Source organism: Clostridium drakei (assembly GCF_000633595.2).
Taxonomy (GTDB): Bacteria; Bacillota; Clostridia; order Clostridiales; family Clostridiaceae; genus Clostridium_AM; species Clostridium_AM drakei.
In genome coordinates, this window is record NZ_JIBU02000009.1 from 27,136 (window position 1) to 42,270 (window position 15,135).

General features: G+C 28.8%; 11 protein-coding genes, 1 riboswitch and 1 other annotated feature. All 11 genes read left to right on the forward strand.

Features of this window, described 5'->3' with window-relative positions; all coding sequences use genetic code 11:
* The first annotated feature begins 92 nt into the window (after nt 1–92).
* Nucleotides 93–749, forward strand: coding sequence for a cobalamin B12-binding domain-containing protein (locus EG57_RS0205155; RefSeq protein ID WP_032076217.1), 657 nt, complete (start codon nt 93–95; stop codon nt 747–749).
* 278 nt (nt 750–1,027) lie between these two features.
* Nucleotides 1,028–1,192 (forward strand): zinc-ribbon domain-containing protein, encoded by a 165-nt coding sequence (locus EG57_RS0205160; protein ID WP_029160491.1) that lies wholly within the window; start codon nt 1,028–1,030, stop codon nt 1,190–1,192.
* A 100-nt stretch (nt 1,193–1,292) separates the two neighbouring features.
* Nucleotides 1,293–1,375, forward strand: a riboswitch (cyclic di-GMP riboswitch).
* Nucleotides 1,376–1,439: 64 nt separating this feature from the next.
* Nucleotides 1,440–2,486 (forward strand): mannose-1-phosphate guanylyltransferase, encoded by a 1,047-nt coding sequence (locus tag EG57_RS0205165; RefSeq protein WP_032076218.1) that lies wholly within the window; start codon nt 1,440–1,442, stop codon nt 2,484–2,486.
* A gap of 72 nt (nt 2,487–2,558) precedes the next feature.
* Nucleotides 2,559–4,124, forward strand: a complete 1,566-nt coding sequence (locus EG57_RS0205170) for a glycosyltransferase family 39 protein (protein WP_032076219.1) — start codon at nt 2,559–2,561, stop codon at nt 4,122–4,124.
* A 26-nt stretch (nt 4,125–4,150) separates the two neighbouring features.
* Nucleotides 4,151–5,272 carry a glycosyltransferase gene (locus EG57_RS0205175; RefSeq protein WP_032076220.1) on the forward strand — a complete coding sequence of 374 codons (1,122 nt, stop codon included), beginning with the start codon at nt 4,151–4,153 and terminating at the stop codon, nt 5,270–5,272.
* A 36-nt stretch (nt 5,273–5,308) separates the two neighbouring features.
* Entirely contained in the window at nt 5,309–7,546 is a 2,238-nt protein-coding gene (locus tag EG57_RS0205180; protein ID WP_032076221.1) for a cyclic di-GMP-binding domain-containing protein, MshE-related, read from the forward strand.
* A gap of 62 nt (nt 7,547–7,608) precedes the next feature.
* Entirely contained in the window at nt 7,609–9,828 is a 2,220-nt protein-coding gene (locus EG57_RS0205185) for a cellulose biosynthesis cyclic di-GMP-binding regulatory protein BcsB (RefSeq protein ID WP_242859811.1), read from the forward strand.
* A 164-nt stretch (nt 9,829–9,992) separates the two neighbouring features.
* Nucleotides 9,993–10,245: a binding site (T-box leader), on the forward strand.
* 236 nt (nt 10,246–10,481) lie between these two features.
* Nucleotides 10,482–11,765 carry an aspartate--tRNA(Asn) ligase gene (aspS, locus tag EG57_RS0205190; RefSeq protein WP_032076222.1) on the forward strand — a complete coding sequence of 428 codons (1,284 nt, stop codon included), beginning with the start codon at nt 10,482–10,484 and terminating at the stop codon, nt 11,763–11,765.
* A 60-nt stretch (nt 11,766–11,825) separates the two neighbouring features.
* Nucleotides 11,826–12,110: an Asp-tRNA(Asn)/Glu-tRNA(Gln) amidotransferase subunit GatC gene (gatC, locus tag EG57_RS0205195; protein ID WP_007060199.1), complete on the forward strand. Its 285-nt coding sequence runs from the start codon at nt 11,826–11,828 to the stop codon at nt 12,108–12,110.
* Between the two features lie 78 nt (nt 12,111–12,188).
* Nucleotides 12,189–13,649, forward strand: coding sequence for an Asp-tRNA(Asn)/Glu-tRNA(Gln) amidotransferase subunit GatA (gatA, locus tag EG57_RS0205200; protein ID WP_032076223.1), 1,461 nt, complete (start codon nt 12,189–12,191; stop codon nt 13,647–13,649).
* 19 nt (nt 13,650–13,668) lie between these two features.
* Nucleotides 13,669–15,108: an Asp-tRNA(Asn)/Glu-tRNA(Gln) amidotransferase subunit GatB gene (gene gatB, locus EG57_RS0205205; RefSeq protein WP_032076224.1), complete on the forward strand. Its 1,440-nt coding sequence runs from the start codon at nt 13,669–13,671 to the stop codon at nt 15,106–15,108.
* The last annotated feature ends 27 nt before the right edge of the window (nt 15,109–15,135 follow it).

Consider the following 15,135-nt stretch of genomic DNA (forward strand, 5'->3'; position numbering starts at 1 on the left):
GTTATAAAAAAGGTTATTTCAGATTTAATGAGTGATCTTTTAATGTAATAAAAGATTTATTAATATATTATATGGATCGGAGAGGATGTTTTATGAGCAAAGAACTTATAAAAGCAATGGCGGAGCTTGATGAAGATAAAGTAATTGCACAAATAAAAGCTCTTGTAAAAAATCATGTGTCTCCTTTGGATATTATTGGATATTTGCAAAAAGGCGTTAGTATAGTTGGAAAAAGGTTTGAAGAGAGAATTTACTTTATGTCAGAACTTATTATATCTGGAGAAATATTTAAAGAAGCTTCAGATATATTAGGAGAAACGATTCTCCCAGGGACATCAAAACGTGGAATATTTGTTATAGGAACTATTTATGGAGACATTCATGATATTGGTAAAAATATAGTAAGTGTTGTTATGAGTAGTAATGATTTTGAAGTTATAGATTTAGGCGTTGATGTGCCTACAGAAAAGTTTATTGAAGCAATTAGAAAGTATAAACCTGAAGTAGTTGCTATTTCATGTCTTCTTACTAATGCTTTTGATAATGTAAAGGAATGTATAGAGAAAATTGAACAAGAAGGTCTTAGAGAATGTGTAAAGGTATTGATTGGTGGAGGACCTATGAGTGAAGAAGCTGGTGAATATGTAAAAGCTGATATAGTTTGTAAAACAGCTCAAGAAACTGTAGAGTATTGCAAAAAAGTATATAATAAATGTGAAAAGAAAAATTATTTGAGAGTTATCAAGTGATGGTTGAATTTTTAATAACAAATAAAATAAAAGCTATTCATCAGGTTTAAATAAAGTATAGTTATTTGATTTTAGGAAAGAATATATTTTAGAGTAAATATAATATATTGTTATAAAATTTAAAGCATAAGTTTTATGCTTTAAGTATGTTATGTTTATTAAGTATATTAAATTTACAATAATTATGTGGGTCAATTATTTTTAGACAAAGTTCTGCTAATGTATAACAACTAGTCAAAAATTAGTTAAAACCCAGCTTATTCGGGAGGTATATAAGCATGTCAGATAAGACAATAGTATGTAAAGATTGTAATTCAGAATTTGTTTTCACAGAAGGAGAACAAGAGTTCTATAAGGAAAAAGGATTCGAAAATGAACCACAAAGATGTCCAGCTTGTAGAAAAGCCAGAAAACAGCAAAGAAGCAATGATAGAAGATATTAACAACACTATATTTTTGTTGACAGTTTACAGAATATAACATATACTTATTTTAAGATAGAATAATGAATACAATAGGTGTTTGATATATATAAATAAGTTTTATTATATTGGAAGCGTTGAACTACATATTTATTTGGGCACTTTGTATGTAGGAAGCAATTAGTGCAACCGGCCAAATCTTGATTTGGTCGGTTTTTTTATATTTTCAATAATAAATATGTAAAATTTATTTGATGGAGGAATTCTTATGATTTGTGCTCTTATTATGGCTGGTGGAAAAGGCAAGCGCTTTTGGCCTCTTTCTACAGATAAAAAACCAAAACAATTTTTGAATTTATTAGGGAAAAAAACAATGCTTAGAATTACATTTGAAAGAATAGAAAAGTTAATTCCAAAAGAAAGGATTTTTATTGTTACTTCAAAAGAATACACTAATTTGGTTAAAAATGATATTCCAGAAATAGATTCAAGAAATATAATAGTAGAGCCATCAAGCAAAAATACAGCTCCATGTATAATACTTTCAGCGTTTATAATAAAAAAATATTATAAAGATGCTACATTAGTGGTATTGCCGTCAGATCATTTTATAGAAGATAATTATGAATTTATAAACACTCTAAAAATAGCAGAAAAATTTGTAGAAGATCATAAACAGTCCGTTATTACATTAGGTATAAAGCCTGACAGGCCAGAAACTGGATATGGATATATAAAATGTAGTGATAATTATACTAATACCTATGAGAAAAAAATATTTAAGGTCCATAGTTTTGTTGAAAAACCAGATATGTATAAGGTTAGTGAGTATTTGAAAAGTAATTTATATTTATGGAATTGTGGAATCTTTGTTTGGAAGATTAAAACTATATTAGATTTATCAGAAAAATATGCAAATGATATTTTTAAAAAATTGAGTGAAGTTGAAGTTTTTGAGGACAATAAACTAAATTTTATATTAGAACAAAATTATAAGAAAATAGAAAGTATATCAATTGACTATGCAATTATGGAAAATGTAAAAGATATTTATGTTATACCTTGTAAATTCCATTGGGATGATCTTGGAAATTGGACGAGTATAGAAAGATATAGAAAAAAGGATAAAGAAGAAAATGTAGTAAGTGAAAATAGTGTTATGTATAAATCTAAAAAAAATATTGTTATAACTAAGAAGAAAGTACTTCTTAATAATGTAGAAAATTTAATTGTGGTAGAGACTGAAGATTATATTCTCATTTCTTCAAAAGAAAAAGAACAAGAAATAAAAATAGCTAGGGAATTAGTTGAATAGCTTTAAATAGCTGCAGCTATTTAATATTTAAAAGTTATTTTTAATAGAAATAGGTGATTTAGGAGTTTTATAATGAACAATACTCATGATAATTTTAAAATTATATATGAATTTCCAAAGCCAAGAAAAAAAGATATGATTTCTATATTTTTAATTATATTTATTTCTGAAGTGATTTTAAGTATATATTTTGGGTATTTTAAGGGAATTGTTTTAAATGATGCTTTAAGTAGAACGGCTAATTCTTTTTATGTTTTATTTGTTAAACCAATAAGGTTTGCTTCAATTGGACTCGTTTGGAATCCACTACCAAGTGTATTGCAATTGCCATTAGTGGCATTATCAAAGATTTGGAGGCCAATGGTATCTAGTGAAATAGCAGGTGGAATCATTACAGCACTGTTTTCTGCATTAAGCTGTATGTATGTTTATAAAACCCTTATTAGATTAAAAATATCAAGAATTTATAGTATTATTTTAATAGTTTTATATATGAGTAATCCATTTATATGCTTTTATGGGTCTAATGGAATGAGTGAGATGATATTTTTCTTTACTATAATTTATATCATTTTGTGCTTGACTTTATGGATGAAAGAAGGAACTGCAGATTATATTATTAAGATGGCTTTTGCATTAGCTATGGCATTTCTTTGTAGATATGAGGCAATTCCTTTTGCAATGGCAATAGGAATAAGTGTTGCGCTTGTTATATTTTTTAGCAAAAGGGAAAGAAAGTTTATTCATAATAATAGTCTTAAAGAAAAGTATTTTTATTTAGAAAGCAGTATGATAATTTTATATACACCCCTTATATATTCAATAATTTTATGGATACTATTTAATTGGGTTATAAGTGGAAATCCTTTGTATTTCTTAAACTCATCTTATTCAAATACATCACAAAGTCAGTATGCAGTATCTGTTACAAGTTTTAGTTATGCACTAGAATATGTTTTGAAAAAGTGCATACCATTTATGCCACTATTTGCTGGAATTATAATAATAAGACTTAAGAATAAAAGATTAGTAAAAATAGATTTTTTAATATTATCACTAATTGTACTAATTATGATAATTTTTCATCTTTTAATGCTTGTTAAAGGAAATTCTTATGGATGGTTAAGATTTTTTTCTTATTCATTACCCATATGCTTTGCATGGATACCTTATGAGCTATCACAAATAAAAACAAAACATAAAAGATTTGAATTTTCAATATTAGTTGTTTCTTTGTTAATATCTTCAATTTTAACAGGAGTAACTTTATCAGATTCTAATCTTTCACCAGAAGAACATAATTTAATTATATCAAATGAAAGTCATAGGGTGGCAAAATATATAAATAATGAATTAAGTGATCAAATTGTATTGACAGATTCCTTTTTGACCTCAGGAATAGTAGTTGATGTAAAAAATATTAATAATCTTGTATTAAGCAGTAATTTGAATTTTAAAGAAGCTGTAAAAAATCCATGGAAATATGAAATTGGATATATTTTGGTTCCAGATAAATCAGGTGTAGGTAAGCTAGATGCTATTAATGTTGCATATCCAAATTTATATGAAAAAGGGGAAGAATGGTGCACATTAGTGGAAGAATTTGATGGGTACAAGCTATTTAAAGTGAATTATTAATATGTATACAAAGGGGGGGGAAGTCAATGTTATCTGTTGTTGTTCCGGTATATAATGAAGAAAAAAATGTTGAGGAATTAGTAAAACGAATAAAAGCAGTTTTAACAAATATAGAGTATGAAATTGTATTTGTTGATGATAGCGTAGATAATACACCTCAAATAATAGAAAATATGGCAATGAAAGATGAAAAAATAAAATTTATACATAGAAATAATAAAACAGGGCTTTCTTCAGCAGTAATTGAAGGCTTTGAAATTGCAAAGGGCGATATAATTGCAGTAATGGATGGGGATTTGCAGCATCCACCAGAAATATTAAACGAAATGATAAAGGCTTTATATAAAGGAGCAGATATTGTAATTCCAAGTAGATTTATACCTGGAGGAGATGATGGAGGCTTAAATTTATTTAGAAAGTTGATCTCAGCTGGAGCAAGATATATGGCAAAGGCTTTATTGAAAAAAGTAAGAAAATTTTCAGATCCTACAAGTGGAATTTTTATGTTCAGAAGAGAAATAATTAATAATAAAATGCTTCGTGCAATAGGCTGGAAAATATTAATGGAAATATTGGTTATAGGTGAGTATAAAAATCCAGTCGAGATTCCGTATAAATTTTGTGATAGAGGTTTTGGAAAATCAAAAATGTCCTTAAAGATTCAAATGGATTATATAGTTCATTTATTTAGTCTTATAAATAGAAGTAAAGAGGATAAAAGGTTTTATTATTTTTGTATGATTGGGTTATCGGGAGTTTTAGTTGATATGAGTGTATTTATATTAATATGCCATATTTTCCCTAAAATTACTGTAAAAACTACTTCAGCTATATCGGCATCTGTAGCAATTATATCAAACTATATTTTAAATAGTTTGATTACATGGGGAGATAAAATTGAATATAAACTAAAAATTAAAAATGAATTATTTAATTTAAAGTTTATTAAATATGCAGCAGTATGTTTTACAGGAGTTTTAATAAAATTTACTGTTTTGTTAATTATTTATAATTTTTTAAAATTCAATAAATATTTAGGAAATTTTATTGGGATTTTTTGTGCTAGCTTTTTTAATTACTATATGAGTAAATATTACGTTTTTGAATTTAATGAACGTAAAAAAATAAAATATCGAAGATCATTATAAAGCTTATTTAGTGTATAGAGGGTGAGTGTTTAGTTGATGATTGTACAAAGTACCAATAGCAATAGGATAGGCGAAAATCTTTTGAAATTGGGGTATATTTCTGAAGAACAATTAGAAATTGCATTAAAAATACAGAAAAAAACTAATAAACTTATTGGAAACGTATTAGTTGAAAATGGATTTATATCTCAGCAGCATTTAGCAGAATATGTTACGAATAGGCAATTTTCTAAAATTGGAGAATATTTAATTTATGTAAAAGCCATAACTGCTAATCAATTAAAACAAGCTATAGAGTATCAAGAAATCAATGGAGGAAGATTAGGAAGTATTTTAGTTTCATTAGGTTTTATTAGTCAAGAGATATTGGATAATTATTTGAATTCAAATTATAAAAATAAACTTCCAATAGGAAAAATGCTAGTAGAAAATAATGAAATAACCAAGGAACAACTCAATAAGGCACTTGATTTGCAGAAAAAAAGTGGAGGGAAACTTGGAGATATATTACTATTTTTAGGATTCATAAAACCTGAAAGATTATATAGATATTTAGCAACTCAAAATAATGTTGGTAGGGTTGGAAAAAATTTCGATATAAATGTTTCTAAAAGATTACCTTATAAATTAGCAATTAAATATAATGCTATAATAATAAATTCAAGAAATGATTGTTATGTAGTTGCTGTAAAAGAGTTATTAAGTCAGAAGCAATTAAAAGAAATGGAAGATTATCTTGAAAAACCAGTTGAGCAAGTTTTAGCTACAATGCTAGAAATAGATAACTTTTGGAATATGATTTATAAAAAAAAGCAAAGTGAAGAAAGTGTATTTAAATTATATGATGATCAACCAGAGAATTCAGCTATTGTTACTTTTTCTAAATCTCAATTGATAGTATTAATAACTATTTGTATAGTTATATTATTATCCATGGTAGCTGATTTCAAAGCAACATTGCTTGTAATAAATTTATTTTTCCAAAGTATATATGCATTTATGACGGTTTTAAAATTATATATAGTTTTAAAAGGTTCATATAAAGATAATCAAATGCATTTTACTGAAGAGGAACTAGAGGATGTAGATGAAAAGGAACTGCCAACGTATACTATTTTGATACCTGTTTATAAAGAAAAAGAGGTAATTAGAACGCTTATTAAGAATATAGAAAATATTGATTATCCTAAATATAAATTGGATGTTTGTATATTGCTTGAAGAAGATGATGATGAAACCATAGATACTGTAGAAAAGATGAATCTTCCTGAATATTATTCAAGTATTATAGTACCTAAAAGTTTTCCAAAGACAAAGCCTAAGGCATGTAATTATGGACTTATTAGAGCAAAGGGAAAGTATGTAGTAATATATGATGCTGAAGATAGACCGGAATCTGATCAGTTAAAAAAAGTTTACTTATCATTTAAGAAATTACCTGAAAATTATGTTTGTATTCAAAGTAAGCTTAATTATTTCAATAGTGATCAAAATTTTTTAACACGTTTATTTACACAAGAGTATAGTATGTGGTTTGAATTACTTTTAGTTGGAATAATGCAAATAAAAACTCCTATTCCACTTGGAGGAACTTCAAATCATTTTAAAATTGAATTTTTAAAAGAAGTTGGTGCATGGGATCCATTTAATGTTACTGAGGATGCTGATTTAGGAGTAAGATTGTTCAAAAAAGGTTATAATACAGCTGTTGTGGATTCTCGTACTTGGGAGGAAGCAAATTCAGATTTAACAAATTGGATAAGACAGCGTTCAAGATGGATAAAAGGATATATGCAAACTTGGTTTGTTCATATGAGACATCCTATACAATTATATAAATCATTAGGGTTAAAAGGATTTGTAGGATATCAAGCTATGATATTAGGAACACCTTTGCTTCCGCTTATTAATCCTGTATTTTGGCTAATGTTAATAGTTTGGTATGCAACTAAAGCTAATTGGATAAGAGATATGTTTCCAGGAATATTTTATTATATAGCAGCTTTTCAGTTGTTTTTTGGAAATTTCATGTTTACTTATACTAATGGAGTAGGAATGTACTGGGTTATAAGAGATTGTTCACTTAAAAAAGGACAACCATTTTCATATAGATTAGTTAAATATGCATTACTATCACCTATATATTGGATATTGATGAGTGTAGCAGCATATAAGGCTCTAATACAATTAATTGTTAAGCCGTTTTATTGGGAAAAAACTAATCATGGTCTAGCAGAAATAAGAGAGAAAAATTGTGGTTCACTTGATGTATAGAGATTTAATATTAAATAAATCAAAACATACAAATTATTATCACTGACTTTTGGAGGTAAATAATGTATATGAATTTAAAACTTAAAATTAAATTTATAATAATGTTTTTAATAATTGTTTTAGTAATTCCATTTAGTTGTGTTTTTGCAGAAGGAGATAATAATTCCAGTGCAAGTTATGATATTCCAATATTTAAAGATGATCAAAAGTTAAGTTTGCCTAAAAATGTGGGTTCATATTGGTTTACAGTACCTAAAGGCTTTGATATTGGAGATGATTGTTATGTTCAGTTGCATTTTACTTTTTCCAATACTTTGATTAGTACTCGTTCTAATATTACTATGCTTATTAATGATTATCCAGTTGAAACTCAGTGGACTTATGATATTCAAAAAGCTACTTCAGGTTGGTGGAATGTAAAATTCCCAACCTCTAAATTAAAAATAGATAGTATCAATGAGATTAAATTTCAAAGTAACCAAAGATCAATAGAAGGGGATTGTGCAGATATGGACAATCCAAGCAATTGGGTTGTTTTTCATAAGGATTCAAAATTACATGTAACAGTAAATAAGTATCCTGATGCTATATTATCAAATTTCCATTTAATATATTATGATAATTTTTTGAAGAATAATGTTCTATCTACTGATTTCATATTACCTAAAGATATAGATGATAACTGTAAAGCTGCATTATTAAAAACAAGTTCTTCTATTGGAAAGGTATCTACTGGCAAGGACAATATAGATTATGGAGTATTCAGAGAAAGTGATACAGCTACAGGAAAAAATAAAGTGTTCGTAGGATTGTATTCAGCCTTTGCTAATATTAATAATTTTTTTAATCCAGAAGATAACAAATTATCAAAGGATGAAGGATACTTATCTATAAGGCAGCAAAGTGGAAACATTTATAATACTTTAGTAACTGGAGAAAGTAAAGCTGGATTAAATAAAGCAGTAGATTTTATGTCTGATAATAGTCTTTTAAAGCAGGTTGCAGGTGATTCAATAAAAATTAATTCTAATTTGAAATATACTCCTAGTATTACGCCTATTAACACCACCGGAGTCTACAAATTTTCTGATTTTGGATATTCTGATGTCAATTTGCAGGGAGCTTTTCATCAGAAATTGGATATGTCATTTATTCAACCAAAGGGAATACAAAGCCAAAAGGGTTCATATATTGATTTGAAGTTTAAGCATTCTAAAGTGCTAGATTCTGATAGATCAGCTATTACAGTATATATAAATGGAATGGCAGTAAACAGTGCAAAATTAACAGTTGCTAATGCAGAGGATGGTGCCTTGAAAATTAACATACCTGAGAGTGCATTGAATTTACCAGAAATAAAAGTTTCTATAGAATGTTATAATTATTTAGGAAAAATTGATTGTTCTAAGGACTATTATGATAGTGCGTGGACTGTTATAAATTCTGATTCCAAGTTATGCTTACTTTCTAAAGAAACAAGTATTCAACCTACTCTGCAAAAGTTTCCATTTTTTTATACAAATTATTCTGATAAAGATACGCAGATAGCTATAGGAATGTGGAATACTTCAAATTTGTTTAATTTAAAAATAGCGTCAATGTTGGCAACTCGTATTGGTCAAAATACTGGAGAGGTATTTAATTGGGATATACTTGGAAAAGATGGTGAATTAACAGATAAGCAAAAGAATATGAATATGATATTTTTAGGGACATATGATGATGTAAAAATGCCAGAAAGTATAAAGAAACAATTGGTAATAGTACCTTCAAAAAGTGGAAATTTAGATATAAAAAAAGAAGTTAATTTAATTCCTGAAGTATTAAAAAATAAAGTAGTATTTCAAGTTATAAGATCACCATGGGATACTTCAAAACGGGTGTATGTCATATTATGTGATAACAATATTAGTAGTTTGCAATTATTAGAATCTACATTTAGTGATAGAAGTATATTGTTAAAATTAGACGGACAAGTTACTGTAGTAGATACTGATAAAAAGATTCAAACTATAAACATTAAGGAAACTGGAAGTGTTAAAGTTACTAAAACCTTATGGGAGCAAATAAAGTATGCTGAATTTAAAACACATATACCATGGTGGATATTACTAATCATACTTATAGGTATTATTTTTGGGATAGTGATGATAATTTATTTACGTAAAAGTAAGAATGAATTTAAGAAAAAAAGTGAAAAATTAAAAAGACAGGAAGGTTTTTTCTATGAAGATATTGAAGAAGATGAAGAAGCCAAGAATAATAAGGATAAACTTGAATAATGATTATGTTAAATACTTTAAGATTTTAGTGGGAACTTATTAAAGAATTTAATGTTAATTAAGTGAAATGAAAAAAATATCTTTAAATCTTTAAAAAATTATCAAAAAACTATTGACTTATATTTATACAGTAACTATAATATAAACATAACTTGAAATGCTTAAGAAAAGCAATGATAGGGAGAGTAAATATAATTCAGATTCAGAGCGAATTCGGGAAGGTGGAAGCCGAATATGAAGATTATATTGAAGAACACCCTGGAGTATCTAACCGAAATTTTTATAAGAGTAGGCTTAGACGTATTCCCTATGTTACAAGGGATAGGTATCGATAAATAAATTTTGTTATCTGTACTGATAAGAGATAGCTTTAAGGCTAAGTTAGGGTGGCACCACGGAATAGTATCCGTCCCTATACCGAAAGGTATAGAGACGGTTTTTTATATTCAAAAACAAATTTAATTTATGCAAATGCATAAATTCCCTAATGAAGCGGTAACTCTTATTTTATTACGTATGTATTTTAAATATACGGGATAAGTGTTTAAAGCTAAATTAGGGTGGCACCGCGAAGAAATTCGCCCCTGTATCTATTAGGATACAGGGGTTTTTTATTTGGAAAATGGGAAATATATGTTTTAGGAGGCAATATTATGGAAAGATTGTATGTAGAAAAAGTTAAGGAATCAGCTTCAGATGAAGTTTTAGTTCAAGGTTGGGTTCATAAAATAATTGATTTTAAAAACTTCGGTTTTGTTCATTTGAGAGATAAGACAGGAATAATTCAACTAGTAGTTGGTAAAGAACTTCTAAAAGGATTAAGACTAGAAATGAGTTTAGAGGTTGTTGGAACTAGGGTAGCAAATGAAAAGGCTGTAGGTGGAATTGAGCTGCAGGTTAAGGAATTGAAAGTTCTAGGAAAAACTTATTATGATAAACTTCCAATAACAGTAAATGAAAGAAAAAGTTCAGCTCATTTGGAAACACAATTAGATTATAGATATATAAGTTTAAGAAATCCGAAAACTAGAGCAGCTTTTAAGATTCAACAGGAAATAGTTACAGCTTTTAGAGAGTATTTATTAGAAAATGATTTTTCAGAAATTCATACACCAAAAATTTTAGGTGCAAGTACTGAAGGTGGGTCAGAAGTATTTACTATAAACTATTTTGACAAAAGAGCATTTTTAGCTCAAAGTCCACAGTTTTTTAAGCAAATGATGGTAGGCGCAGGATTTGAAAAAGTATTTGAAATAGCTCCAGCATATAGAGCAGAACTTCACAACACTTACAGACATTTAAATGAATATATAAGTCTTGATTTAGAAATGGGATTTATAAAGGATGAAAATGACATTATGGATTTAGAAGAAGGCTTTATGAGACACTTATTCCAGCATTTAAAAAAGACTTGTCAAAAGGAATTAGAAATGTATGATGTAAGTCTTCCAGAAAAAGTTGAAATTCCAAGAATACCTCTTGCAGAAGCTCATAAAATACTTTTAGAGAAGTATGGTAAGAGATCTCCAGTGGGAAACATTGATGCTGAAGGAGAAGAACTTTTTGCAAAATATATAAAAGAAAAATATGATAGTGACTTTGTATTTTTAACAGCTTATCCAATTAAAAAGAGACCTATGTATGCTATGCCAGATGAAGATGGAATGACAAAGAGCTTTGACCTTATATATAAAGGACTTGAAATAACTACTGGAGGTCAAAGAATACACGATTATGAAATGTTAAAAGAAAATATAAAGAAATTTGGATTTAATCCAGAAGATTATGGCTTCTATTTAGAAAGTTTTAGATATGGAATGCCACCGCACGGCGGATTGGCTATAGGACTTGAAAGAATTACAATGAAAATTCTTAACCTAAGCAATATAAGGGAAGCTACATTACTTCCAAGAGATATGAAGAGATTAGAGCCTTAGGATATTTTTAAAAAATTAGTATTATAAAGTATCTTGGGTTAGAAATAGGAGGATTTAAAGATGATAAGCATTGATGAGGTTAAATATATTGCAAAGCTTGCAAAACTTAAAGTTACTGATGAAGAAGCAGAAAAAATGGCTAAAGACTTTGAAGGAATATTAGGACATTTTGCATCTATAGATAAATTTGATTTAAGCGGCGTAGATTTGAATAAATATGAAGATGGATTAAAATCCTTTGTCAGAGAAGATGAAGTAAAAGTTTATGAAGAGAAGAAAAAATTATTCCAGAACGTTAAAAGCATGAGAGACGTTTACGTTGAAGTTCCAAAGATAATAGAATAATTAAAGTAGAATTAAGGTGCTTTAACCTTTTAAAATGCCTTGATTCTCACTCTAATTTAAAATCAGGAGGTTGTAAATATGGAAATACAAGCTATGACAGCTTTTGAAATAAAAAAAGGGATAGAAGAAGGAAAATTTACTTCAGAAGAAATCGTAAAAAAGCTTTTTGAAAGAATAAAAGAAGTAGATCCAAAGGTGGAAGCATATATTACACTTTGTGAAGAAGAAGCTGTAAAATCAGCTAAAGCAGTTGATGAAAAAGTTAAAAATGGAGAAAAGCTAGGAAAATTTGCAGGAGTACCTATTGCAATTAAAGATAACATATGTACAGATGGAATAAAAACTACTTGTGCCTCAAAAATGTTAGGAGATTTTATTCCTCCATATGATGCTACTGTAATTGAAAAATTGAAAGCAGAAGATGCAGTTATCATAGGAAAAACTAATATGGATGAGTTTGCTATGGGATCTTCTACAGAAAATTCAGCTTTCATGAAAACTAAAAATCCATGGGATTTTAAAAGAGTTCCTGGTGGATCTTCAGGTGGATCTGCTGCAGTAGTAGCAGCTGGAATTGCACCAGTGTCATTAGGTTCTGATACTGGTGGTTCAATTCGTCAGCCAGCAGCCTTTTGTGGAGTAGTTGGATTAAAGCCAACTTATGGATTAATATCAAGATTTGGACTTGTAGCTTTTGCATCATCTCTTGATCAAATAGGACCTTTTGGAAAGACAGTTGAAGATTGTGCAATGACATTAGAAACTATAGCAGGTTATGATAAAATGGATAGCACTAGTTCAAGAAAAGAAGTCGAAACAGATTATTTAAGTGCATTAGATGGAAGTGTTAAAGGATTAAAAATAGGAGTTCCTAAGGAATTCTTTGGAAAAGGCTTAAATGAAGAAATAAAAGCTTGTCTTGAAAATGTTATGGAAAAACTTAGAGAAATGGGTGCTGTTGTTGAAGAAACTACTATGCCTATAACAGAAGAAGGACTTTCTTCTTATTATATAATATCTTCAGCAGAAGCTAGTTCAAACTTGGATAGATATGATGGAATAAGATATGGATATAGAGCAAAGGATTATGAATCTGTTGATGATTTAATGGCACAAACAAGAACAGAAGCCTTCGGAAAAGAAGTTAAGAGAAGAATTATGCTTGGAACATATGCATTATCTTCTGGTTACTATGATGCTTATTACAATAGAGCTCAAAAACTTCGAAAAGAAATAACAAGACAGTTTAAAGAAACTCTTGAAAAATATGATTTAATATTGAGTCCAACTTCACCTGTACTTCCATTCTTAAGTGGAGAAAAGAGTGAAAATCCTATGGAAATGTATCTTGCAGATATATACACTGTAAACATCAACTTAGCTGGAGTTCCAGCACTGTCTCTTCCTTGTGGATTTAGTAAAGAAGGACTTCCAATAGGAATTCAAATCATAGGACCTCATTTTGGAGAAAAGAAAATATTAAAGGCTGCTTATGCACTTGAAAAAGAACTTAAAGTAGATACTTTAGCTATAAAGTAAGCAGAAGGGAGAAAAAATTATGAGTTATGAAACAATAATTGGTTTGGAAATACACGCTGAATTGAATACAAAGACAAAAATATTTTGCAACTGTTCTACTAAGTTTGGGTCTGAGCCTAACAGCAATACATGTCCAGTATGTTTAGGATTGCCAGGAACATTACCTGTTTTGAATGAAGAAGTAATTAACTTAGCTATAAAAGCTGGTAAGGTTTTAAACTGTAAAATAAATAAGTTAAACAAAATGGACAGAAAAAATTACTTTTATCCAGATCTTACAAAATCTTATCAAATTTCTCAGTTTGATTTGCCAATCTGCAGTGGAGGGTATCTTGAATTTGAATTAGATGGAGTTAAAAAGAAAGTAAGATTAAACAGAATACACATAGAAGAAGATCCAGCAAAACTTACTCATTTGGAAGATGAACCATTTTCATTAATAGACTATAATCGTGCAGGAATGCCACTAGCAGAAATAGTTACAGAGCCAGATATTCATTCACCAGCAGAAGCAGTAGCTTTTCTTAAGACATTAAAATCACTGCTTGAATATGCAGAAGTGTCAGACTGTAGAATGGATCAAGGATCTATGAGATGTGATGCTAATATATCTTTAAGACCAGTTGGACAGGAAGAATTCAATACTAAGGTAGAAATTAAAAACATAAACTCCTTTAAAGAAGTTCAAAAAGCATTAGAAAAGGAACAAAAAAGACAACAAGAGCTTTATAATTTTGGAGAAGGAGATAAAATAAAGCAGGAAACTAGAAGATGGGATAGCGGAAAGGGAAGAACTATTCCTATGAGATCTAAGGAAGATGCTGATGATTATAGATATTTCCCAGATCCAGATTTAGTACCAATAGTTATTAGTGACAATCAAATAGAAGGTATAGAGAAAACTATTCCAGAGCTTGCACCAGAGAAGAAAATTAGATTCATGGAGCAATTTAAGCTTACAGAAAAAGAAGTAGATATTTTAGTTTCTGATAAGGCATTAAGTCATTTCTATGAAGATGTTGTAGCACTTGGAGCAGATGCAAAAACTGCTGCAAATTGGATTTTAGCTGAAGTGCTTAGAATACTCAAAGAAAAAGAAATGGAAAGCACTGACATGACTCTTAAACCAGAGATGCTTTGTAAACTTATAAAGTTAATAGGTGAAGGAAAGATAAGTAATACAGCAGGAAAAGAAGTATTCAATGAAATGTTTGATTCAGGAAAAGATCCTGAAGGAATAGTAAAGGAAAAAGGACTTTCTCAAATAAGTTCATCAGATGTACTTGAAAAGATAGTAGATGAAGTTTTAAGCGCTAACCCTAAATCAATAGAAGATTATAAGAGCGGTAAACAGCAGGCAGCTGGATTCTTAATGGGGCAAGTAATGAAGGCTTCAAAGGGGCAAGCAAATCCTAAGATGGCAAAGGAACTTATTGAAACTAAATTAAAATCTATGTAGAGTAATAAAAGCTATGAAATTTAGGTT

Excerpts from the sequence above, each read along its gene's own strand:
- EG57_RS0205155 (WP_032076217.1), top strand. The coding sequence starts at position 93 with ATGAGCAAAGAACTTATAAAAGCAATGGCGGAGCTTGATGAAGATAAA.
- EG57_RS0205160 (WP_029160491.1), top strand. The coding sequence starts at position 1,028 with ATGTCAGATAAGACAATAGTATGTAAAGATTGTAATTCAGAATTTGTT.
- EG57_RS0205165 (WP_032076218.1), top strand. The coding sequence starts at position 1,440 with ATGATTTGTGCTCTTATTATGGCTGGTGGAAAAGGCAAGCGCTTTTGG.
- EG57_RS0205170 (WP_032076219.1), top strand. The coding sequence starts at position 2,559 with ATGAACAATACTCATGATAATTTTAAAATTATATATGAATTTCCAAAG.
- EG57_RS0205175 (WP_032076220.1), top strand. The coding sequence starts at position 4,151 with ATGTTATCTGTTGTTGTTCCGGTATATAATGAAGAAAAAAATGTTGAG.
- EG57_RS0205180 (WP_032076221.1), top strand. The coding sequence starts at position 5,309 with ATGATTGTACAAAGTACCAATAGCAATAGGATAGGCGAAAATCTTTTG.
- EG57_RS0205185 (WP_242859811.1), top strand. The coding sequence starts at position 7,609 with ATGTATATGAATTTAAAACTTAAAATTAAATTTATAATAATGTTTTTA.
- aspS (WP_032076222.1), top strand. The coding sequence starts at position 10,482 with ATGGAAAGATTGTATGTAGAAAAAGTTAAGGAATCAGCTTCAGATGAA.
- gatC (WP_007060199.1), top strand. The coding sequence starts at position 11,826 with ATGATAAGCATTGATGAGGTTAAATATATTGCAAAGCTTGCAAAACTT.
- gatA (WP_032076223.1), top strand. The coding sequence starts at position 12,189 with ATGGAAATACAAGCTATGACAGCTTTTGAAATAAAAAAAGGGATAGAA.
- gatB (WP_032076224.1), top strand. The coding sequence starts at position 13,669 with ATGAGTTATGAAACAATAATTGGTTTGGAAATACACGCTGAATTGAAT.